This window comes from Microbulbifer sp. VAAF005 (genome assembly GCF_030012985.1).
In the GTDB taxonomy this organism is placed as follows: domain Bacteria; phylum Pseudomonadota; class Gammaproteobacteria; order Pseudomonadales; family Cellvibrionaceae; genus Microbulbifer.
Window position 1 is genome coordinate 4,732,917 of record NZ_CP120233.1, and the last position, 21,829, is coordinate 4,754,745.

General features: G+C 52.8%; 22 protein-coding genes and 1 pseudogene. 18 read left to right on the forward strand and 5 right to left on the reverse strand.

The features are described from left to right. Position 1 precedes the first annotated feature (1 nt). The 6 genes from P0078_RS21225 to P0078_RS21250 all read left to right on the forward strand — a co-directional run bounded on the left by P0078_RS21225 (position 2) and on the right by P0078_RS21250 (position 7,142). Positions 2 to 1,183: an O-succinylhomoserine sulfhydrylase gene (locus P0078_RS21225; RefSeq protein WP_282931879.1), complete on the forward strand. Its 1,182-nt coding sequence runs from the start codon at positions 2 to 4 to the stop codon at positions 1,181 to 1,183. A 394-nt stretch (positions 1,184 to 1,577) separates the two neighbouring features. Then, complete coding sequence (locus P0078_RS21230; protein WP_282931880.1) at positions 1,578 to 2,489, forward strand: AAA family ATPase; 912 nt, start codon at positions 1,578 to 1,580, stop codon at positions 2,487 to 2,489. Positions 2,490 to 2,493: 4 nt separating this feature from the next. Beyond that, positions 2,494 to 3,501 (forward strand): DUF58 domain-containing protein, encoded by a 1,008-nt coding sequence (locus P0078_RS21235; RefSeq protein WP_282931881.1) that lies wholly within the window; start codon positions 2,494 to 2,496, stop codon positions 3,499 to 3,501. After that, entirely contained in the window at positions 3,501 to 5,531 is a 2,031-nt protein-coding gene (locus P0078_RS21240) for a transglutaminase TgpA family protein (protein WP_282934658.1), read from the forward strand. Before P0078_RS21235 ends, P0078_RS21240 begins: the two co-directional genes overlap by 1 nt. Positions 5,532 to 5,567: 36 nt before the next feature. After that, positions 5,568 to 6,776: an MFS transporter gene (locus tag P0078_RS21245; RefSeq protein ID WP_282931882.1), complete on the forward strand. Its 1,209-nt coding sequence runs from the start codon at positions 5,568 to 5,570 to the stop codon at positions 6,774 to 6,776. 72 nt (positions 6,777 to 6,848) lie between these two features. Further along, a complete protein-coding gene (locus P0078_RS21250) occupies positions 6,849 to 7,142 on the forward strand; it encodes a DUF3175 domain-containing protein (RefSeq protein ID WP_282931883.1) in 294 nt (97 codons plus the stop codon). Between the two features lie 30 nt (positions 7,143 to 7,172). Here P0078_RS21250 and sppA read toward each other — a convergent pair whose 3' ends face one another. The 4 genes from sppA to arsC all read right to left on the reverse strand — a co-directional run bounded on the left by sppA (position 7,173) and on the right by arsC (position 10,447). Then, the gene (gene sppA, locus P0078_RS21255) at positions 7,173 to 9,038 is read right to left on the reverse strand and encodes a signal peptide peptidase SppA (RefSeq protein WP_282931884.1); all 1,866 of its coding nucleotides are present in this window, start codon (positions 9,036 to 9,038) and stop codon (positions 7,173 to 7,175) included. A gap of 86 nt (positions 9,039 to 9,124) precedes the next feature. Beyond that, complete coding sequence (locus P0078_RS21260) at positions 9,125 to 9,472, reverse strand: DUF2069 domain-containing protein (RefSeq protein ID WP_282931885.1); 348 nt, start codon at positions 9,470 to 9,472, stop codon at positions 9,125 to 9,127. Between the two features lie 10 nt (positions 9,473 to 9,482). Next, a complete protein-coding gene (wrbA, locus tag P0078_RS21265; RefSeq protein ID WP_282931886.1) occupies positions 9,483 to 10,103 on the reverse strand; it encodes an NAD(P)H:quinone oxidoreductase in 621 nt (206 codons plus the stop codon). Beyond that, positions 10,103 to 10,447 carry an arsenate reductase (glutaredoxin) gene (gene arsC / locus P0078_RS21270; protein WP_282931887.1) on the reverse strand — a complete coding sequence of 115 codons (345 nt, stop codon included), beginning with the start codon at positions 10,445 to 10,447 and terminating at the stop codon, positions 10,103 to 10,105. Before arsC ends, wrbA begins: the two co-directional genes overlap by 1 nt. 172 nt (positions 10,448 to 10,619) lie before the next feature. On the opposite strand from arsC, the pseudogene P0078_RS21275 reads away from it, so the two are divergent. From P0078_RS21275 to P0078_RS21330, 12 genes and pseudogenes are all read left to right on the forward strand, one after another. Next, positions 10,620 to 12,022: pseudogene (locus P0078_RS21275) on the forward strand (YihY family inner membrane protein). Between the two features lie 37 nt (positions 12,023 to 12,059). Continuing rightward, entirely contained in the window at positions 12,060 to 12,401 is a 342-nt protein-coding gene (locus P0078_RS21280) for a TlpA family protein disulfide reductase (protein WP_282931888.1), read from the forward strand. A gap of 157 nt (positions 12,402 to 12,558) precedes the next feature. Continuing rightward, positions 12,559 to 13,923 carry an L-cystine transporter gene (locus P0078_RS21285; RefSeq protein WP_282931889.1) on the forward strand — a complete coding sequence of 455 codons (1,365 nt, stop codon included), beginning with the start codon at positions 12,559 to 12,561 and terminating at the stop codon, positions 13,921 to 13,923. Between the two features lie 149 nt (positions 13,924 to 14,072). Next, entirely contained in the window at positions 14,073 to 14,504 is a 432-nt protein-coding gene (locus tag P0078_RS21290) for a hypothetical protein (RefSeq protein WP_282931890.1), read from the forward strand. Between the two features lie 344 nt (positions 14,505 to 14,848). Next, positions 14,849 to 15,373: an RNA polymerase sigma factor gene (locus P0078_RS21295; protein WP_282931891.1), complete on the forward strand. Its 525-nt coding sequence runs from the start codon at positions 14,849 to 14,851 to the stop codon at positions 15,371 to 15,373. Beyond that, positions 15,370 to 15,756 (forward strand): hypothetical protein, encoded by a 387-nt coding sequence (locus P0078_RS21300; protein WP_282931892.1) that lies wholly within the window; start codon positions 15,370 to 15,372, stop codon positions 15,754 to 15,756. The genes P0078_RS21295 and P0078_RS21300 overlap by 4 nt, the downstream gene beginning before the upstream one ends. Further along, complete coding sequence (locus tag P0078_RS21305; protein WP_282931893.1) at positions 15,740 to 15,979, forward strand: hypothetical protein; 240 nt, start codon at positions 15,740 to 15,742, stop codon at positions 15,977 to 15,979. Before P0078_RS21300 ends, P0078_RS21305 begins: the two co-directional genes overlap by 17 nt. Then, a complete protein-coding gene (locus P0078_RS21310; RefSeq protein ID WP_282931894.1) occupies positions 15,972 to 16,673 on the forward strand; it encodes a DUF3106 domain-containing protein in 702 nt (233 codons plus the stop codon). The genes P0078_RS21305 and P0078_RS21310 overlap by 8 nt, the downstream gene beginning before the upstream one ends. A 135-nt stretch (positions 16,674 to 16,808) precedes the next feature. Beyond that, the gene (locus tag P0078_RS21315) at positions 16,809 to 17,372 is read left to right on the forward strand and encodes a glycine zipper 2TM domain-containing protein (RefSeq protein WP_282931895.1); all 564 of its coding nucleotides are present in this window, start codon (positions 16,809 to 16,811) and stop codon (positions 17,370 to 17,372) included. Between the two features lie 65 nt (positions 17,373 to 17,437). Then, entirely contained in the window at positions 17,438 to 17,755 is a 318-nt protein-coding gene (locus P0078_RS21320; protein WP_282931896.1) for a PepSY domain-containing protein, read from the forward strand. 34 nt (positions 17,756 to 17,789) lie between these two features. Next, complete coding sequence (locus P0078_RS21325) at positions 17,790 to 18,464, forward strand: response regulator transcription factor (RefSeq protein ID WP_282931897.1); 675 nt, start codon at positions 17,790 to 17,792, stop codon at positions 18,462 to 18,464. Continuing rightward, entirely contained in the window at positions 18,461 to 19,828 is a 1,368-nt protein-coding gene (locus P0078_RS21330) for an ATP-binding protein (protein ID WP_282931898.1), read from the forward strand. The genes P0078_RS21325 and P0078_RS21330 overlap by 4 nt, the downstream gene beginning before the upstream one ends. Positions 19,829 to 19,856: 28 nt before the next feature. On the opposite strand, the gene P0078_RS21335 is transcribed toward P0078_RS21330, so the two are convergent. Beyond that, positions 19,857 to 21,659: an acyl-CoA dehydrogenase gene (locus tag P0078_RS21335; RefSeq protein ID WP_282931899.1), complete on the reverse strand. Its 1,803-nt coding sequence runs from the start codon at positions 21,657 to 21,659 to the stop codon at positions 19,857 to 19,859. Positions 21,660 to 21,829 lie beyond the last annotated feature (170 nt).

Sequence of the window (21,829 nt, forward strand, 5' to 3'; positions counted from 1 at the left end):
TATGTTTGAAGACGACGGTTACGCTCTGGAAACCCTGGCGGTGCGCGCCGGCCAGGTTCGCTCACCGGAAGGAGAGCACTCCGAGGCACTTTACCTCACCTCCAGTTATGTTTTCCCCTCCGCTGCAGAGGCTGCTGCGCGCTTTTCTGGCGAAAGCTCCGGCAACGTCTACTCCCGCTATACCAACCCCACAGTACGCACTTTTGAAGAGCGCATCGCTGCTCTCGAAGGCGGTGAAGCTGCGGTAGCCACTGCTAGCGGCATGGCTGCCATTCTCAGTATTTGTATGGCGCTACTGAAAAGTGGCGACCACGTTATCTGTTCCCGCAGTGTTTTCGGCACCACCACGGCTTTATTTGGCCGTTATATGGAAAAGTTCGGCGTGCGGGTGAGCTATGTCGATTTGACCGATATGGATGCCTGGAAGCAGGCCGTAGATGGTTCCACCAAGCTGCTGTTTATGGAGACGCCTTCCAACCCTCTGTGTGAAGTAGCCGATATCCGCGCGTTGGCACAGGTCGCCCACAGCGCTGGTGCCATGCTGGTGGTCGACAACTGTTTTTGTACCCCGGCACTGCAGCGACCTCTATCCATGGGCGCCGATATTGTGGTGCACTCCGCAACCAAATTCCTCGACGGCCAGGGGCGGGCCCTGGGCGGTGTTGCCGTTGGTCGCAAGGAAGTAATGGATGAGTTGGTGGTTTTCCTGCGCACTGCTGGACCGAGCATGAGCCCGTTTAATGCTTGGGTATTCCTCAAAGGGCTGGAAACTTTAAAGTTGCGTATGCAGGCGCATTGCACCAATGCACTCGACTTGGCTTGGTGGCTCGATGAGCAGGAGATGGTGGAGAAGGTAAATTACACCGGCTTGCCTAAACACCCCCAACACCGCCTAGCGCGGGAACAGCAGGACGCTTTTGGCGCAGTGCTGAGTTTTACTGTGCGCGGTGGTCGCGAAGCTGCCTGGAAAGTGATCGACAATTGTAAAATCCTCTCCTGCACTGCCAACTTGGGGGATGCAAAAACCACTATTGTGCACCCTGCCACGACAACCCACGGCCGCCTTAGTGATGAAGATAAGGCTCGCGCCGGAATTACCGAAAATTTGATTCGTGTTTCGGTAGGGCTGGAAAATGTTGAGGACCTCAAGCGCGACCTGATGCGTGGATTATCCCAGTTATAAGCGCGCCCAGCTACCTATGATTATTAGGGAGCCTCTGAATAATTCCGCAATACCTCTGCGGGCCTTGAAGGCTACAGATGTTAGGCGTAGTGGCCACAGCCCTTTGCAAGAGCTGCAACACAGCAGATGCGGCCTTCAAGACCCGCCCTTCGGGGCTTGCAGAGCGATTCACACTCTGCGTTGCAGCTTCTTGAAAGGTCTAGACATTCCTGCGAAGCCGCGCCTGGATTGTGAACCGCGCTGCATGCCAGAGGTATCACGGAGTTATCCAGAGGCTCCCTGGCGGACAGTGGAATACTGCCCGCCGCTTCCGGTAGCGTTTGCGTTGTTTAATGCCCCTGCCGGTGTGCAGAAATAGCCCCCTTTAGAAAAATTGAGCAGTAATGGATTTGCCGTGCAAAAAATAGTTTCCGCCATAGTGTCTGATATCGGCAGCGTTTTATTGGGTAAAGAGCGCCAGGTGAAGTTGGCGTTGGCCTGTTTGTTATCAAAAGGCCACCTGTTGATCGAAGACCTACCGGGTATGGGTAAGACCACCTTGGCCCATGCACTCGCACAGGTGCTGGGGCTAACTTATAAGCGGGTGCAGTTCACCAGTGATATGTTGCCGGCGGATATTCTTGGTGTTTCGATATTTGATCGGGAGTCCAGCCAATTTCACTTTCACGAGGGACCTGTGTTTAGCCAGGTGTTATTGGCGGATGAGATTAATCGCTCATCGCCAAAAACCCAGAGTGCGCTGTTAGAAGCTATGGAAGAGCGCCAGGTGAGTGTCGATGGCGAGACCCGCACACTGCCCCAGCCATTTTTTGTGATTGCCACGCAAAACCCGATGCAACAATCGGGCACCTTTGCATTGCCGGAATCCCAGCTGGATCGCTTCCTTATGCGTATCAGTCTTGGCTACCCCACCCGGGAGGCGGAGCGGGCTTTGTTTATGGGGGCCGATCCGAGACAGCAGCTGGCGAAAATAAAACCCAGAATTGATATTGCCACACTCGGAAAAATGCAAAGCCTGGTTGGACAGGTGAAAACTTCTGACAGTCTGCTGGATTACCTGGAGCGACTGGTTTTGCAAACCCGCCAGAGCCCGGATTGCGCAGTGGGTTTATCACCCCGAGGCGCTTTGGCCCTTTTGCGCGCAGCCAAAGCCTGGGCGTTGATTCACAATCGCGGCCATGTATTGCCTGAGGATATCCAGGCCGTGTTGCCGGCGGTGGCAGGTCATCGGCTACAGAGCGATGGCAGTAATGGTGAACAGTTGGTGGAGCGATTGTTGCGCCAAGTGGATGTGATCGCAGCTTGAGTCGATGAGTGTGAGTTCCTCCAGTCGAAGCACTTCCCGCAACCCCCTGCATATGCTGGTGCAGTCTTGGCGTGGCCTGACGCAGCGCTGGCTTAGTCGCCGGGCACCGAGGGCCCGTGCTATCACTTTGAATCACAGTCGTTTATTTATTCTGCCCACTCGCGCAGGCCTGGGTTTCTTGTTGGTGATTGCACTTTTATGGCTACTGGGCACCAATTATGAAAACAACCTGGTTTTCGCTCTGACATTTTTGTTGGTTAGCATTTTGGCGGTGCTGCCACTACACACCTTTGCCAATTTAAGTGGCGTGCACTTGCGCCTTCTGGATACCCGGGCAGCTTTTGCTGGTGATTTTGCCGAGGCGGAAATTAATGTCAGTTGTGAGGGCAAGCGGGAGCGGGAATGGCTCGAGCTGAGTTGGCCACCGGAGCAGGGCAGTCGCGTGGATTTGTGCGAGCAGAAAAGTGCGGATATTTGTATCTCTATGCCGGTAGTAAAACGTGGGCGAGTGCAGGCACCTCGGTTGAGGGTTGAAAGTCGTTTCCCTCTCGGGTTATTTCGCTGCTGGAGCCGCATTGACCTGGATGTCGAATTTTTGGTCTACCCCCGCCCTATCTCTGCAGGCCCATTACCTGTAGGCGAAGCTATCGCCGAGGGAAAGTTTGGCGAAGTGCAGCGGGGTGGAGAGGACTATGCTGCGCTGAAACCCTATCAAGCGGGTGATTCCCTTCGTCATGTAGCCTGGAAGCAATATGCGGCCGGGCGCGATCTCTACAGTAAGGATTACGAGCGCAAAACTGACACGCGGTTGTGGCTCGATTGGGATTTGCTCGAAGGCAAGGGTGTGGAAATGCGTTTGAGCAATCTCTGTGACTGGGTCCTGCAAGCGGAAAAACAAAGCGTTGCTTATGGTTTGCGCCTGCCTGGCGTTTCGCTAGAACCCTCGCTGGGGGCTGAACATCGGCAGCAGGTTTTACAGGCATTGGCTCTGTACCCGGGGCGAGGCCAGTGATGATTGCGAATAAGGATTTATTGCCCAGGGAGAGTTTGCTGTGGATTTTTGCCGCCCAGTTTGTCGCCCTGTTGCCGCAATTCACAATGCTTCCTCTGTGGGTGGCTTTTGCTTGGGCCTTTGCGGTTTTTTGGCGTCTGGAAGTCTTTCGCGGGCGCAAGGACTTACCGGGGCGAACGCTAAAAATAACAGTGATTGCACTGACGTTGGCAGGACTGGCTCTTTCCTACCGGCGCTGGTTTGCTCTAGAGCCAATGATCGCATTGTTGGCAATTTCCTTTACCCTGAAAAATCTTGAGTTGGTCAGTCGCAGGGATGCCTTTGTCAGCTTGCTGCTGGCCTATTTCGTTGCTGCAACCCTGTTTGTCCAGGAGCAGACCATCCCCTACGCGCTTTACGGCCTGTTTAGTGTGTTAGTGATTACTGCAGCCCTGGCGGCACAGTTGGGGCAGTTCAGCGCGAGTCCGCGCCGGGCTCTCGGATTGTCTATGCGTTTGATGGCGCAGGCCACACCGCTGATGGTGCTGTTGTTTTTGGTTATGCCGAGGCTGGGGCCGCTCTGGTCAGTACCGCAAAATACTTCCGCTGGGCGCACTGGAGTCAGTGATTCGATGGCCCCGGGAGACTTTACTGAGCTTTCCAAATCCAGCAAGCCAACCCTGCGCATCTCCTTTGATGGGCCGGTTCCCCCTCCTGAACAACGCTATTGGAGAGGGTTGGTGTACTCGGAATTTAATGGTCGAACCTGGCGTCAAGGTTATGGAGTAGATCCTCGCAATGGCGGGCGGGTGTATTGGAAGAGTGGTGAACAGGTACTGCCACAAGTGGGGCCCCGTTATCGCTATCAGGTAATTCAGGAGGCGAGTCGGAGCCCCTGGTTGTTCGCTATGGCGCAGCCGGCTTCGGAGAGCCCGGGCGTTGGAGAGACTGCGGATGATCGCCTGGTAAAGCGGACCCCGGTTTTTAACCGCTTTTCCTATCAGGTTAGTTCCTGGCCGAGGGAAACCCTGCCGACTCCAACTTCTCTCAGTAATGTGGAGCGGCGCAGGAATCTGCAGCTTCCCAGTTATGGTAATAACCGTACCCGCCAGTGGATGGCTTCCCTGCGGGGTCAGGGGCTCAGTGCTGAGGCGGTTTCCTCCCAGCTGCTGACGCACTTCAACAACGCTTTCACTTATACCTTGAATCCCCCGGCACTGGGAGGCGATACCATCGATGAATTCCTTTTCGATAGCCAACAGGGGTTCTGTGAGCACTTTGCCGGTAGTTACGTGTTTGCCATGCGCGCAGCGGGAGTGCCGGCGCGGGTGGTGGCAGGGTATCAAGGTGGCGAGTGGGTGAGTGGCGAAGAGTACCTGCTGGTACGGGAATACGATGCCCACGCCTGGGCTGAAATCTGGCTTGATGATCGCGGCTGGCAGCGTGTAGACCCCACTGCGGCAGTGGCACCAGAGCGTGTACGCGACGGTCTGGAGAGTGCAGCCGGTGAGGAGTTTATGCAGGACTCCCTATTTCCCTTGCACCGTTTCGGTATTCTCAGCCAGTTGCGTTTGCAGTGGGATATGATCAACTACCGTTGGTATCAAACCGTAGTGAGCTTCAATGCCGACCGGCAACAGAATTTGTTGCAGCGAATATTTGGTGACCTCTCCCCGATGCGTATGGCCTTGTTGCTGGGGGTTCCGATTTTTGTGCTCCTATTGGGTATCAGTTTTTGGGCCGCTCGCACCGCAGGCAGGCCCAAGTTGACGCCTGCGGAAAAACTGTACCAGCGCTTTTGCCAGCGTATGGCCCGCAACGGGATCAGGCGGCGTTCTGGTGAGACGGCAGGTAATTACGCTCGCCGAATTGCCGAGGAGAGAGTGGAGTTGGCGAATTATGCAGGGGCCGTGACAGAGGCGTTTGAAGCGGTGAGCTACGGTGGCGATGCTCGCGCATTGAAAAAACTGCGGCAGCTATCAAGCTGGTATTTCTGGTTGCGGCACTCGGCAAATATGACGCCGCACAAGCGTGAGTTGGCAGGTTATTAATCATTGAGTTATTTCGTATCTAGAATGCCAACCCAATTGCAAAGGTTTCTGTTGGGCTATAGCGGCACCTCCCTGGCAACCGGGTTGCAGGTGATATTGCTGCCCTGGATTGCGCTGACGATCGTGGATCTTCCGGCCCTGCAATTGGGGTGGATTCAGGCATCAGTATTGCTGCCAAACCTGGTATTCCTGTTGTTTGGCGGTGCTTTGGCGGATAGGCGAGACCCGGCTCTGGTGTCGGCTCTGGCCTGCTTGGGCCTGGCGCTTTGCCATACCGCATTGTTGTTGTATTTCACCTTCCATGTCCTGAATTTATCCACCTTGATGGTTTACGGAATTTGCCTGGGGGTGTGCAGCGCTTTTTTACAGCCGGCACGGGACAACCTGGTGCAGCGCAGTGCCCGCAACCGCAAGGGGCAGGCCACTGAGCGAGGCGTGCAAAAAACCGTAACCTGGATGATGTTGGCGCAGTACGGCGGCCAGGCGGTGGGCATGCTGCTAGCGAGTCGATTTGACCAGTGGGGCTTGCAGCTCTTGCTGGGTGTACAGATTGCCGTTGTGCTAGTGGCTTCATTATTACTTTTTTCCTTGCGCCAGCCTCAAGAGCGTCAAAAGGCACCACAGAAGCGACCCCATACCCTGATTCTGGATGGTCTCAGTCAGGCATGGAAACATCCGGTATTGCGGGAGCTGACCGCATTGATGGCATTCAATGGCTTTGTGCATATCGGGGTTTTCCTGGTGGTCTTACCGCTGCTGGCTGAGGACTACGGTCGCGGTGCCGGTTACTACGCGACCCTGCAGCTGGCATTTATAGCGGGCACGGTGATCGCGACGGTGACTATGTTGAGACGGGGGCAGGGACAAGAGCCAGGGCGAGGAATTTTGATGTGCTTGCTTTACAGCGCAGCACTCTTGATTGCTATCAGCCTGGGGCCAACAAAGTTTGGCTTGATCCTGTTGTGTCTGTGTTGGGGGGCGGTTGCGGCAGCCTCTGCAGGGCTGGGGCGAGGCATTGTGCAATTGCTGGCGCCGGCGGATTATCGCAGTCGCATTATCTCCATTTATCAATTTGCCCTATTTGGCTCTGCGGCGCTGGGGGCCCTGGCTGCGGGTGTTTTGAGCGAGGTTGCAGCGCCTCTGACGACACTATTGTGGGCGGGAATCCTGAGTTTATTGGCATTCGCACTGGTTGCCCTGAGTGGGGCTCTAAGGCAGGTTAAAATTTCCGATAGCGAGGTATAGGAATCCCGCAACGACCAAATCTGGTTGAGCCACCATATATTTAACAGGGAACTGCGGTTATGGAGGTGGGGTTTGGTATCAGTAAAAAGTGCCAAATGGTCACAGAGAGTCACGACAAACAGCCATGCGCTGGACCTTGAAGCCGGTGTATTTAGCCTGGATGATCCAAAAGCGATAGCCAAATCCCTGAAGAGTGCAGCTGAGGCCAGTCAGCAGCGCAAATCAGAGCCTTTCCGCTCAGCCATGTCTATGCTCACTTTTTATATCAATCGTGCGGGTCCCCATTTGCCTGTGCGCAGGCGCAGAATCCTGGAGGCCGCGAAAAATGAATTGCGTGAGCTTTATGGGCGTCCGCGCCGGCATTGAGCCGGCGCAGGGTAGAGGCGATGAAGTCTTTTAGGGGGCTAGGCAGGGCAAGCAGCGCACGTAGAGTCCGCGCGGGTCGCGGAAGCTCTGCAGTTCGCCGATTGGTGCCAAAACCGGTTGTAAGCTGTTTAACCAGGCGCCGAGTGGCAGGTTTGCCTCAAGGCTGGCGGCGATACGTGCATCCACATTATCGCTCAGGGCGCGCAGGAATCTTTCGCCGGGAGTCAGCTCGCGCTGGATCTCTATTACATCGTATTCTTCGATCTCAGCAAGCTGTGCGGCGTCGGCAATGGCGTCGTTGAGATTGCCCAGATCGTCTACCAGCCCCAGGTTTTTGGCCGCGCGCCCGGTCCAGACCTGGCCCTGGGCAATTTTGTGCACTTCCTTGGGAGTGCTGCCACGGGACTCGGCCACAATTCTCAGGAACCTGGCGTAGGTATTATCCACTCCCTGTTGCAGGATACTGGCGGCTGCCTCGGGTAGGGCACGATCCAACCGCATGCTGCCGGCCAGGTCTGAAGTGCCCACACCATCGGTATAAATACCCAGTGCCTCAAGGGAATCCTCAAAGGTCGGGAAGGCACCAAATACGCCAATGGAGCCTGTCAGGGTTGCGGGAGAGGCCCAGATTCGATCGCCGCCGGTAGCAATCCAGTAGCCTCCAGATGCGGCCAGACTGCCCATGGAGATAACGACAGGGATATCGGCTTCGCGGGTGGCGAGTAACTCTTGTCGAATTGCTTCTGACGCGAAGGCGGAGCCGCCGCCACTGTCAATGCGCAGAACCAGTGCATCAACTTCTTTTTTGCGCGCCTGTGCGATTAGTTCTCCCAGGCTTTCGCTGCCGATTCTGCCGGCGGGGGCTCGGCCATCGACAATAGAACCGCTTGCCGTGATTAAGGCAATCTTATTGGGTTCTTTTTTGGCGGCGACTTCGCTGAGCTTTTGGCTGCGTAAATAGGTGAGGGCATCGATGGCCTTATAACTGCGTTCATCGTTCTCATCTTCACCGATGGTTTTGCGTAGCTCTCGAACTGCCAAGTTGCGGTTGGCGAGTTGGTCGACCAGTTTATTGGCCAGAGCAGTACGTGCCCAGTCGCCCTCATGCTGCTGCAGTTTCTGGGGTAACTCGTCGATAAATAGATCGATGCTTTCAGTTGGCAGGTTGCGAAGGCCGGTCACCTGTTCGGTGTACTCACTCCAGAGTTCATGCAGCCAGCGCTGGTTATTCTCACGGGAAGCCGGAGACATGTCGTCGCGAGTATAGGGTTCGATAAAATCCTTGTAGTCGCCAACGCGGAACACGTGGAAATTAACTTTGAGCTTTTCAAGGGCGCTTTTATAGTAATTTCGATAGACGCCAAAGCCGGTGAGCATCACGGAACCCATTGGATTCAGGTACACCTTGTCGGCGTGGCTGGCGAGGAAATATTGCGCCTGGGTGTAGTTATCACCCACCGCATAAATGGGCTTGTCGGCAGCCTTGAAGCGCTGCAGGGCTGCGCCAATCTCGTCGAGCTTACTGAGACTGCCGCCGACCATATTGTCGAGTTCCAGCACCAGTGCGGAAATGCGTTTGTCTTGTGCGGCTTTGTCGATAGAGTCGACAAGATCCTTAACCCTGATTTCCGCTGGCCCCTGGGAGCCACCGAAGAAAATCGGTAATCCGCTGGGCTGGCTGAGCTCATCTACCAGAAATCCACTCGGAGCCACTCGAAGGGCCGCGCCCTGTGGGACTACCAGCTGTTCGTCCTTGCCAAAAATTGCGATACCCAGGAATACCAGTATTAACAGGAACACCAGGTTGGTAAACACTCGCCTCAGCCAGGTAATTGAGCCGCCAATGGCACCAAAAAAGCTGCGGAACAGTCCTTTCTCATTGGATGAATCAGTCAAACCTCAAAACTCCTTAGTGCGCTGAGGGGCAAGCGTTGTCTATTTATCAGTTACAAAATCACAAGCAATGTGAATCTCGCCAAGGCTTATTGCATGCGATGCCAGCGGCTGCTCATCATTGATGAAAAGAATAGGATAAGGCTAAGGACTACCAGTACGCCATCCTGCCAGCCGCGTGTAGGCATCATTACGTCGACAATACTGGCAGTGATATACAGCAAAAGAATAAAACAGAGCCACAGATAGCTACGATAGTGCTGCTTTAGTAACCCGGGTAGTACCAACAGCAGTGGTATGGTCTGCAAGCACCACAGGAATAATGAGCCGCCTTCGAGGAATAGATTCCAGGCGACAAACAGTACGAGCATGCCGATATAACAAATCCAGTTAATTCGCAGCGCTATCTTGAGCTTGCGCTGTACAGAATCGTTCACACTTTATCCTCTAGTTGTCGCCGTTATGCGAATTATCCAGCGTCTGTGCCAGGCTGCCGACTCGCTTGCCCAGTGCCCGGCACAGGGTTACTTCGTCATCGGAAAGCGATGTGGCGTGTTCACCGGACCAGTGTGAGGCACCATAGGGTGTGCCGCCAGTGCGGGTGCGCATTAAGGCGGCTTCGGAGTACGGGATGCCGGCGATCAACATGCCGTGGTGCAGCAGCGGCAGCATCATGGATACCAGCGTAGTTTCCTGACCACCGTGAAGACTGCCAGTGGCGGTAAATACCGCAGCCGGCTTACCGGTAAGGCTGCCATCGAGCCAAATATCACTGGTTTGGTCAAGGAAATAGCGCAGCGGAGAGGCCATGTTGCCAAAGCGGGTGGGGCTGCCCATCAGTAAACCGGAGCAATTGCGCAGGTCCTCGATTGTACAGTAGGGGGCGCCTTCGGAGGGGACCGGCGGCTCGCTGGCTTCGGTGTCTGGGGATACGCCAGGCACGGTGCGCAGGCGAGCGGTAATCCCGCTGGCCTCTACGCCGCGAGCCAGTTCGGTGGCCATGCGCGCTGTGGCGCCGGTGCGGCTGTAGTAGAGGATGAGGACATAGCCTTCGTTGTCCCGATCCATCAGATCAGCCCCAGTACATTTTCAGGGGGTCGTCCTATCACTGCTTTGTCGCCTTTTATAACGATCGGGCGTTGGATCAAAATAGGGTTTTGAGCCATTGCGTCAATTAACTGGGATTCGGCCAGATCTTTGTCTTTCAGGTTTAACTGCTTGTAGGGTTCTTCACCAGTGCGCAACAACTGTCGTGCATCAATATCCAGTTTGTGCAGCAACTGCTGAATATCCTCGGCAGACGGTGGAGTTTGTAGATAGAGAACCACCTCCGGTTCAATACCGTTATCCTGCAATAGCTGTAGGGTTTGGCGGGATTTTGAGCAGCGGGGGTTGTGGTAAATCGTCCACATTGTGGCGGCATCCTGTTACTGTTTGGCGTATTCTAACCGAAGAATGTTGCGGAGTTCTAAGGCGCTTCTGAATAATCCCCCCAACGTCCTGCGGGGTTTTCGGGAGCTCCTTGGCTATTTGGGGCAGTAATACTGCGGCCTGGGCGAGATGTCCAGGCATAGAGAGATCACGATGAGAAGCACCGTTAAGGATTGGGGAAACCACTGGCTGCGCTTTGCGACGTCACTGTGGAAACTGTTTGATGAAAAGGATTGTCGGCAACGCGCGGCTGCTCTTACTTACCTGACACTGTTTGGCATAGTTCCCCTAGTGACGGTCAGCTACGCCATGTTGTCACTGTTTCCCGACTTTGCCGGCTTGCAGAGTAGGTTACAGGATCAACTGTTCACCCACTTTTTGCCTCAGAGTGGGCGCGAGATCCAAAAATATATCAGCAGTTTTTCCGAACAGGCACAGCGTTTGACTGGCGTTGGTATCGCGATGCTGATTATTACTGCCGGTTTGACCCTTCGCGGTATCGAGGGGACCTTTAACTCTATCTGGGACGTCCAAAAAGGCCGCAGCGGCGTTTCGAGTTTTCTTTTGTATTGGGCGATATTAAGTCTGGGTCCAATCCTATTGGGGGCGGGCCTGGCGACAAGTACTTTTGTCTTTTCACAAAAATTTTTCGTGGGTGGGGCCGATTCCTTTGAGGTAACTTCGTTGTTATTCAGGGTTCTGCCGTTTATTTTCAGCTCCATAGTTTTTACCCTACTGTTCATAGCTGTGCCCAATTGCAATGTCCCGTTGCGCCACGGAATAGAGGGGGGATCATAATCTCGATTGCTTTCGAGGTTATGAAGTACTTATTCGGCTTGTTGGTAGCGCGGAGTTCAGTCCAGGCAATTTATGGGGCATTCGCTGTTGTTCCCCTGTTCCTGCTTTGGATTTATCTGATGTGGATACTGGTACTGGCCGGCTGTGTGTTGGTGCGCACACTATCGGTTTATCAAGCTGCGACCCAGGAGCGGGAGCATTCTGACCTGGTTGCCCTCCTTATTGTTCTCTGGCAGATGTATAAGAAATGCGCGCAGGGGAGGCCTCTGAAGGAGCGCGATATTTCCCGTATGGGAATCAAGTTTGTTCAGTGGCGAAGGTTGCGGAATATCCTTCAGGCTAATCGTATGGTAACCCAGACCGATCGCAATGATTATGTTTTGCTGAGGGATCTGAATACGGTGTCTCTGGTTGAATTGGCTGGCTGGTTGAGCGTGGATTGGATGCCCAGTGGAATTCCTGCGAGTCTGGATGGATTGCCCTGGTATGGAGAGGTAGAGCAACGCTTTGCCAATGCCAGAGAGTCAACCCGGGAGCAATTAGGTATTACTGTTGGAGAGTTGTTCCTGGAGGCCGAGCAAAAGGAAGCTGAAGATAAGCCCCTTGAGCTGGGCCACGACGGCGGGACTGATGATAAGCAAACAAACTCTGAAACCGGGGGAGAAAGTGGGCCTGATGAAAATAGTCAAAGTGAAGATGACAAGAGCAGCAGCGGTCACCTTTCTTTTGTTGGTATGCGGAATAAGCGCCTGCGCTAAAGACGATAAATCGCTTCTAGCCATTGATGGGGGAGGGTTGGATGTATCGGGCAAAGTTTTGCTGGTTAACTACTGGGCAGAGTGGTGTAAGCCCTGTCGAGAGGAGATCCCGGTCCTAAATCAACTGGCCAAGGGTAACGACAATGTCGTTGTTGTCGGGGTGAACTTCGACAATTTACCGGTTGCGGAAATACAAAAACAGGTGGAAAAGTTGGGCATTACTTTTCCCGTCCTAGTGGCCGAACCGCAAGGGCGCTGGGGGCAGGAGAAGCCGGAGGTGCTGCCTTCTACGTTCATTATTGGTACCGATGGACGCTGGCAAAAAACATTGGTTGGGCCGCAGGATAGAGACGACTTTATTACGGCTCTCAATTTATAGTAAGTACTAATGCTGGTAAAAGTCGGCGGGGTATCAGTGGGTTCTTAGAAGCTCCCAAACTTTATAAAACTATAACTAACACATCTATAGGCTTGTGACGGATCGCTGATAGCATGCCGCCACTTTCCCCTTTCGTTCCGGGTGGGACCCAGACCTTATGCATATCAGTTCATTTGCTTTTCTGCTTCTATTTATTGTTTTTCTATACGGACTTTTTCGCTGGCAGCGAGGCCGTGACTCCCTCGCACCAGCAGTGCTGGCAGGCCTTATTCTTGGGGTTATCTTTGGAGGCACCCTGCAACTGTCTCGCGGATGGGGGGCTGCGCCCGCAGAGGTAATACCTTGGGTAGAGATGATAGGGGACAGTTACGTAAATCTATTGTATTTACTCGTGATGCCCCTGGTGCTGACTTCCATATTAGTGGCGGTAGTTAAAGTCAGCCATACCCAGGCGCTGGGCAAAATCAGTATTTCAGTCCTGGGGGTGCTATTAGGAACAACGGCGGTGGCCGCTCTAATTGGCGTGGCTATGGCCGAGTTATTTGGTTTGTCGGCTGCGGGATTGGTTGAGGGTTCCAGGGAAGCTGCGCGAGTGGAAGTGCTGAATGCGCGCATTGGCAAGGTCACAGACCTTTCCATTCCTGAGATTATTACCTCTTTTGTGCCGCGCAATATTTTTCTGGACCTGACCGGAGCTCGCTCTACTTCTGTTATAGCGGTGGTTATATTCGCGGTGCTTTTAGGGCTGGCAGCCTTGGCGGTGCGCCGTGAATTTCCCGAAGAGGGCGCAGCGATTGAACGCTTCGTTCATGTGGCTCAAGTCTGGGTTATGAAGCTGGTGCGACTAGTGATGGCTTTTACCCCTTACGGCGTGATGGCTTTGGTTACAGGCCTGATCGCTAAATCCAGTATGGGGGATATTCTTAACTTATTGAGTTTTGTGCTGGCTTCCTTTACCGCTATTGGTTTGATGTTCCTGGTGCACGGTCTGCTGCTACTGTTTAATGGTATCAATCCGCTGCACTATTTCACCAAGGTATGGCCGGTGCTGGTTTTTGCCTTTAGCTCCCGCTCCAGTGCTGCAACTATTCCCCTGAATGTCGAGACTCAGGTGGACCAGCTGCGTACGTCTCCAGCAATTGCCAATTTCTCTGCATCTTTCGGTGCGACTATTGGGCAAAACGGCTGCGCCGGTATTTATCCGGCTATGCTGGCAGTGATGGTGGCAGTGCCGATGGGGATCAATGTATGGGACCCGGTATGGATTGCTACTTTAGTGGCGGTTGTAATGATCAGTTCTTTCGGTATAGCGGGCGTTGGTGGAGGGGCGACCTTTGCAGCCTTGGTGGTACTGCCGGCAATGGGGTTGCCAGTTACTATCGCGGCACTGCTAATTTCTGTTGAACCTCTGATTGATATGGCGCGAACCGCGCTGAATGTTAACGGCGCTATGACCGCTGGCACCCTGACACAACGCTGGCTTGGCGATGAAGTGCCCGGCCCGGAAGTTGTAGAGGGGTAAGTTAAAGGGAGAGTATCCGGCTTTCAGTTATGTGTGCTTTTTGAATTTGCTGACGTTTACCAGTTCCCTGTCAACCGGTTTCAGTGATCGACGTTATAGTCAGTGCTGTTAACTTGTTGAGTTTTTTGTTCACGGAACTGGAGCAACTTATGAATAAACTGATAGGGCTGTCAGTACTGGCGTTAAGTCTTGGTTTTCCACTCGCACTGCAGGCGGAAAGCAGCAGTGGGGGCGATGGACACGATCACGGTGACCATATTGAAAATCGACTTGACCGCAAGGGGGATCGTATTGAAGATCGCCTGGATGAGAAGGGTGACCGTATTAACGAGCGCTTGGATCAGCGGTCTGAGCGGGCGGCAGCTAATGGGAGAGATAAATTAGCTGCACATTTGGATAAAAAAGGTGATCTTATCGATAGTCGTCTGGACAATAAAGGTGAGAAAATTAACGAGCGCCTCGATGAAAAGGGTGAGCGAATAGATAATAGATATGATCGTAAGAATGAGCGCGGCGAGCGGAAAAAAAGCACCACCGCAGATCCCGTGACAACGATAACGATTAATCATTACCGGTTTTAGCTGGCATTATCTATTGGGTTGTGGCGAACTGAGGAGCTTCTGACTAATTCCGTAATATTTCTGTGGGCCTTGAAGACTGCAGATGTTAGACGCGGCTTACTGTGCATGGCCTTTGCCCTTTGCAAGAATAACGCAGTAGCTGCGGTTTTTGAGGCCCGCCCCATGGGGTTTTCAGAGCAACTCATACTCTATGCTGCGACTGCTTAAAAGGTCTAGACATTCCTATAAAGCCGCGCCTTGGCTGTTAGTTGCCCTGAGATTCTGATGTATCACGGAATTATTTAGCAGCTCCTCAATCGCTGTAGAAGGGTTTCATCCTCGTCAAGGGACCTCAATCGGCTTTTATGGATCAGTTTCTCGCTTCAGTAGAAAAGCGGGCATTCACTATGGCGAAATATGCTGTAGGGGACCGTGATGATGCGCTGGATATAGTTCAGGACTCTATGCTTGCACTCGTCAAAAGCTATAGCTGCCGAGACCGTGCTGAGTGGCGCCCATTATTTTTTACCATTCTTAATAACCGCATAACCGATTGGCATCGTCGCAAGAAAAACCTGTCCCGTTGGCAGCTGTTGAAAGATAAACTTCCTATTAATAGCGAAGGCGATGAATGGGATTTGAGTGAATTTCCCGACCCCAACGGCCGCAGCCCAGATAGTGCCTTGATCGGTGAACGTACGATTGATGCCATTGACCGCGCCATTGAAAAGTTACCTCTGCGTCAACAGCAGGCTTTTTTATTGCGCTGCGTTGAAGGCTTTAATGTCAGTGAGACAGCAGGGGCTATGACTTGTAGCGAGGGAAGTGTGAAAACTCACCTATCTCGAGCATTGCGCAGCCTGCGGGTTTATTTGGAGGCGATGGAATGAGTAATTTGGGTAATAATTCATCGACTAACCAGAAGCGTATACTCGGAGCCGCCAGTGCCGCTGTTATACGTAGAGAGAAGTCACTCGATACGGAAACCCTGGCCGAGTTACGAAGAATCCGCTCCGCAGCGCAAGATCAAAATAATAAAAAACGGTACTTTTTACCCAGCACTTTGTATCCCTACCTTCCAGTTACCGCGGCTTCTGCCGCAGTGCTATTTCTTGCTCTATGGTGGCCCAGTTCTGTGACTAACAATGAGAATCGTACAGAGCTATTAGTGAGCGGTGATTGGCTCCTGGACGAAGATATGGATATCGAGATGATTGAGGATATGGAGTTTTATCAGTGGTTGGCGGAGGAGTTGGATGGACACTCTTCGTAGTGTTTTATTCATCATATCTATGTGTGCGCTCATATTTCCAGGTATTACCGAGGCGGAGGACGCTGAGCCTCTGCCGGAGGAATTCCTGCTATTCCTGGAAGAGTGGGTCGATCAACAAGGTGATGTTGTTATCCCAGAAGAGCCCGAGTTGGTTCAGGGCCGCAGGCAAACCCAGGAAGATACCAAAAGCAGAGATATATGGCTGGGGGACAGTCATGACTAAAACCCTGGTCGCAACTTGTTTGATGGCAGCCTCGCTACTTTGGGCTGGTATGGCATGGTCGGTGGAGTGGAGCAGCCTAAGTGAAAGTGATCGGAAGCTGTTACAGGGCATGGAAAAACGCTGGCCCAATATGTCTGAGAGCCAGCAGGAGAGGTTGTTGCGGGGTGCCCGCCGATGGAACTCAATGAGCCCTGAGCAGCGTGACAATGCTCGGCAGCGCTATGAAAAATGGCAGTCTCTGCCCCAGGAACGTCGTAATCAGCTGCGGGAATCTTATCGACAGTACCGCGACCTGCCGGAAGGTAGGCGTGAGAGTATCCGTGAGGCCCGTGAGAGATATCGACAGATGTCCCCCGAACAGAGAGAGCAAATGCGTGAGCGCTGGCGTGAAGCTAGGGGCGATAGGGGTGAATTGCCGAGGCCCAGAGGTGATAGGGCTCGGGGAGAGCGAGCGCAAGGGGATAGACTCAGGGAAGATGGGCCGAGGAGGGATAGGTCCGATGAGAATAGACCTAGAGGAAACCGGCACAGAGAAGACCGACCAAGGGGCGACCGGGCGAGAGGAGATAGGCCCAGAAGGGAGCACGAAAGGGGGAGAAGGCACCAGGATTCTCGGCCAAGGCGTGATCGAGAGGCCAGTGACCGACGAGAGGGTGATGAGGAGACTGATAGTTCATCTGGGGCTCCTGAATAGTGCCCTGCCATTCAAATTCCAATCCTGAGAGGCTGGCTTATCGTTTTACCTCGCTGCTACGACAGTGTAATTCAGCGTCTATTCAGATCATCTTAAGTAATCTGGCTCCCGTTGATGACTAGCGGGAGAGATATCGTGCAACTATACAAACAGCTAATCGCGGGTGCGGCAGTTGCGGCACTGGTGGGTCTAAGTTCTACTGCCAGCGCGGGCCCCCGAGGCTATGCTGCGGGTGGCTATGATTATGCGCGAGTTACCGAGGTTACTCCCGTCTACACCGATGTTCAGGTTGTTACACCGACGACTCAGTGTCGCGATGAACAGGTTGCCTATCGCGAGCCGACTTCCCCGGCAGGTACTGTAGTGGGGGGACTTATAGGTGCTGCAATCGGCAATAACTTAGGCGATCACGGCCACCGTGGACGCTACGGTTATCATCGCAGTCACAATCGTGGCGGCGCCACAATCGCAGGGGCTTTGGTGGGCGCCCTGGTAGGTAACCAGATCAGCCGTGCCAATGCTCCAATCCACTATGCAACAGAGTCCCGTTGCCATGTTGTAGATGAATACTCTGCAAGAAGGGAATTAGTCGGATACGATGTCCGCTATCGGTATAATGGGCAAGTTTACTTGACCCGCACTGACCATCATCCGGGCGATAGAATCCGGGTCCATGTCGACGTCTCACCGGCTCTTTGAGCCAGGTTGAGGGCGGCAGGGAGTTTATAAAGGGTGGAAAATTGGATATCCACAGGAGCCGCACCGTGAAACTGAATCGTACCTTACTTGGCTTTATTGCTTTTACCGCTGTGTTTTTGCCGGCGCTCTGCAGTGCCACGGTACACAGCTACCCCGCTTATGAGCGGGAGAGTTTCCAGCCCCACTTTCTTCGTGTGCAAGGGGGAGAAATCTCAAGGGATCGGGCTGCTTCAATCGTAAAACAACGCTTCGGTGGAAAAATTCTCGCCATTTCTGAGACCAAGAAACAGGGGCGAGCCGTGTATCGGGTGAAAGGACTGTCGGCCAAAAGCCAGGTTTATGTGGTGTTTGTCGATAAACAGAGCGGCCGTATATCCCGCTAGCAGAATAATTGCGAGCCGCAATAAGGTAATTACTATGCGCGCACTATTAGTTGAAGATGAAGCATTACTGCGGCAGCAGCTGGCAGAATCCCTGCGCACGGCCGGGTACACCGTTGACGAAGCCCCCGATGGAGAAGAGGCACTTTATCTGGGAAGGGAATATCCCTACGACGTTGCAGTAATGGACCTGGGTTTACCCAAAATTGATGGTATCCAGGTTATTGAAACACTGCGCCGTGAAGAGAAGCATTTTCCTATCCTGATTTTAACGGCTCGGGGACACTGGCAGGAAAGGGTCTCCGGCCTGGAAGCTGGCGGGGACGATTACCTGGTCAAACCCTTCCATACTGAAGAACTGCTCGCACGGTTGAATGCCCTGGTGCGCCGTTCCGCAGGTTTCTCATCGCCGACGATTAAAGCCGGACCTATCGTTCTGGATACCAGTGCTCAACGGGTTAGTGTGGATGAAGTTGAATTGGACCTGACTTCGTTTGAGTACAAGGTACTTGAATACCTGATGCTACATCCGGATGAGGTGGTGTCAAAAACCACCCTGACAGAACATATCTATGAACAGGACTGTGACCGGGACAGTAATGTGATAGAGGTTTTTATTGGACGCCTGCGGAAAAAAATTGATGCGGCAGCCAAGCTTAAGCCTATCGAGACTCTGCGCGGGCGCGGCTATCGCTTTGTGATTCCGCAGTGAGATCCATCAATTTCCCCCTGCTCTCCTATATTCTGGGTTCCTTAAAGGGGCGTCTGGCCCTGGTTACCAGTCTTGTGCTGGTCGGCTTTATTCTTCTTATCTCTGGAGTCCTCGAGCACGCCTATCGCACGTCCCTGAATGAAGCCAAGCAGCGGGAGCTGCAGGTTTACATTTACACCCTGCTGGCGGTTGCTGAGCCGGAAGGTAAAACCCTGATTCTGCCCCCGAGTTTGCCCGAACAACGCTTCAACCAGCCTGATTCCGGCTTGGTGGGCGCTGTTATTGATCGGGAGGGTGAGATTATCTGGCGTTCGGAGTCAGCCCTGGCAATGCCGCAGCTGGAGTTCTATCCGCTTTCCCAGGGGCAGGAGTCCTATTCGCAGGTATCGGTTCCGGGAGAAGAGGGAAGTTATAGCAGTTTCCGCCAAGGGGTTGCCTGGGGGCTGGAAGATGAAAATTTGTTTACCTTTGCAGTGCTCGAGGATGCGGCCCCGCTACAGGCTCAAGTGGGGCAGTTTCGCTCAACCATGTGGCACTGGTTGGGGTTGGGAGCATTGTTATTAATCCTTGCACAGTGGTTGGTTCTGCGCTGGGGGTTTGCCCCGCTGACAGCCCTGGCTAATGCGCTTCAGGAAATACAGCGTGGGGGTGCTGATCGATTGGAGGGTAATTTTCCTCGGGAGCTGCGCCCACTGACAGATAACTTAAATCTGTTGATTGAAAATGAGCGCCGCCAGAGAGAGAAAACCCGGCATACATTAGCTGACCTGGCCCACAGCCTGAAGACGCCATTAGCGGTATTGAAAGGTCTCAAATTTTCTGGAGATTCAACAACTGCCGGCAAGACGCTAACGGATCAGGTGCAGCGGATGGACAGTATTATCAGCTATCAACTGCAGCGGGCAGTAACCAGTTCGCCGAAATCCATTATAAGGGGGACACCGGTCGCGCCACTGCTTCATAAAATACTGGATGCGCTTGAAAAGGTGTATCGCAGTAAGCCGTGTGATGTCGAAAGTTCCTGTGCTGAAAACGCCTTGTTTTATGGTGACGAAGGTGACCTGATGGAAGTCCTGGGTAACTTGCTGGATAACGCTTATAAATATGGTGACGGGAAATTATCGATTGCTGTTGAGAATATGGAGGATACTCGCAAACTGTCTATTCGGGTTAAAGACAATGGCCCAGGGCTGGACAGTGAGAAATGGCAAGCGGTTACCCAGCGGGGCGTTCGCGCTGATGAACAGCAACCTGGGCAGGGTATTGGACTTGCCGTGGTAGTGGATATTGTTGAGAGCTATGAAGGGCAAATAAATGCAGCCCCCCTTCCTCAGGGAGGTACGGAAATTACGGTACAACTGTAATTTCCGTTTTGCTCGACAAGTCGTTTAACTAGAACCAATTTTCCTGCATGTCGAAAGGAACGCTATTGCCTGATTTCAGCAGTGCGATAGCTGTCTCTGTTTTTGGCAGCTCCCATTCAAAATAGTATTTTGCAGTGTGTAATTTGCCCAGGTAAAAATCCTGAGCTTCACTGTTAGGATTCTTTTCCAGTGCTTTTTCTGCGATAACTGCCTGCTGTAGCCACAACCAGGCGACTACGGTACAGCCAAATAAATCCAGGTATAGGGTGGCATTACCCAGGCCGCGATCCACATCTTCCTGAAGCTGGGAGAATAATGCAAAACTTGTCTCATCCAACTTTTCCAGGGCTTCTTCCATCATTTTGGCCATAGATTCGAGCTTAGGTTTATCCCTGGCCTGCATAATCGTATTGCGGATCTCTGCCTGTAACAGTTGGTAGCCAGCAAGATTTTTTGACGGTACTTTCCGGGCCAGTAAATCCAGGGCATGGATGCCTTCTGTACCTTCGTGAATTGCGTTAAGGCGATTGTCTCGATACAACTGCTCTACCGGGTATTCACGAATATAACCCGCTCCCCCCAAAACCTGAATCGCCAATTCATTAGCTTTTAGGCAGTACTTGGAGGGCCAGGATTTTACTACGGGAGTTAGTAGATCGAGCAGTGTTGCAGCATTGTTGCGCTGCTCTTCTGTAGGGGCTGTATGCTCATCCTCGTAAAGTGAAGTGGCATAAACACTCAAGCTTAAGCCACCTTCAGCATAGGCCTTTTGCATTAGTAGCATACGGCGAACATCGGTATGCTGGACGATAGGGACCTGTTTGGATTCAGGATCTCGATTGGAGGGCATGCGCCCTTGTGGGCGGCCCTTGGCGTACTCAAGGGAGTAAGTGTAACCCTGGTATCCAAGTACAGAAGCGCCAGCTCCCACACTGATACGAGCCTCATTCATCATCTGGAACATATACTTCAGGCCCTGATGGGGTTCACCGATCAGGTAGCCTACAGCGCCACCATCCTCACCAAAGCTCAAAACCGTTGATGTGGTATTACGGTAGCCCATTTTATGTAGCAGGCCTGCGAGTTTTACATCATTGCGTTTTACCGGTTTCTCCTGCTCGTCCAGAAGGAATTTGGGAACCAAAAAAAGTGATATTCCCTTCACACCTGCGGGTGCGCCTTTAATTTTTGCCAGAACCAGGTGAACGATATTCTCAGTGAGGTTTTGATCGCCACCAGAAATATACATTTTCTGCCCGTGAATGCGGTAGCTGCCGTCTTCTTCTGGTAGGGCGCTAGTGCGAATGTCTGACAGCGCGGAGCCCTGATCCGGTTCAGTTAGTGCCATAGTCCCGGCAAAACGCCCGTCCAACATTTGTGGAAGGAATTGTTTTTTAAGCGACTCGCTGGCGAAAGTGCGCACCAAATTGGCCGCGCCAATGGTCAAGAATGGGTAGCTAGCACTGGCAACGTTTGCTGCAGCCATATAAGCGAGTGCTGTGCGCAGAATAACTTCTGGCAATTGCAGCCCGCCTTCCTCAGCATCACAGTGAGCGGCAAGAAATCCTGCAGAGGCAAAAGCATCCCAGGACTGTTTGGTTTCTTCGATAACGCTGACGTTTTCACCATCAAAGCTCGGTTCAATCTCATCGCCTTTGGCGTTGTGATTAGCGAAAAACTTTTCTGCAATGGTATGTGCAGTATTCAGTGTTGCATCAAAAATTTCACGGGAATGCTCACTGTACCGAGGGCGATTGATTAGGGCCTCGGTATCTAAAAATTCGTAAAGCAAAAAATCGATTTCACGCTCGTTGAGCAGCTGATGGGCCATGTTTACCTCTTACATTATTCTTTTTGGGTAATCCGTTTAATTTCCAGGTAGTTTTCCATTGAATATTTTTATGCTGGAACACTACGATTCAAGTGTATATGTAAACGTGGAGAGGGTGCACTGGGCAATGACTGATTCTATGAATAGACTTGGCGATTATTAGAGTGCTT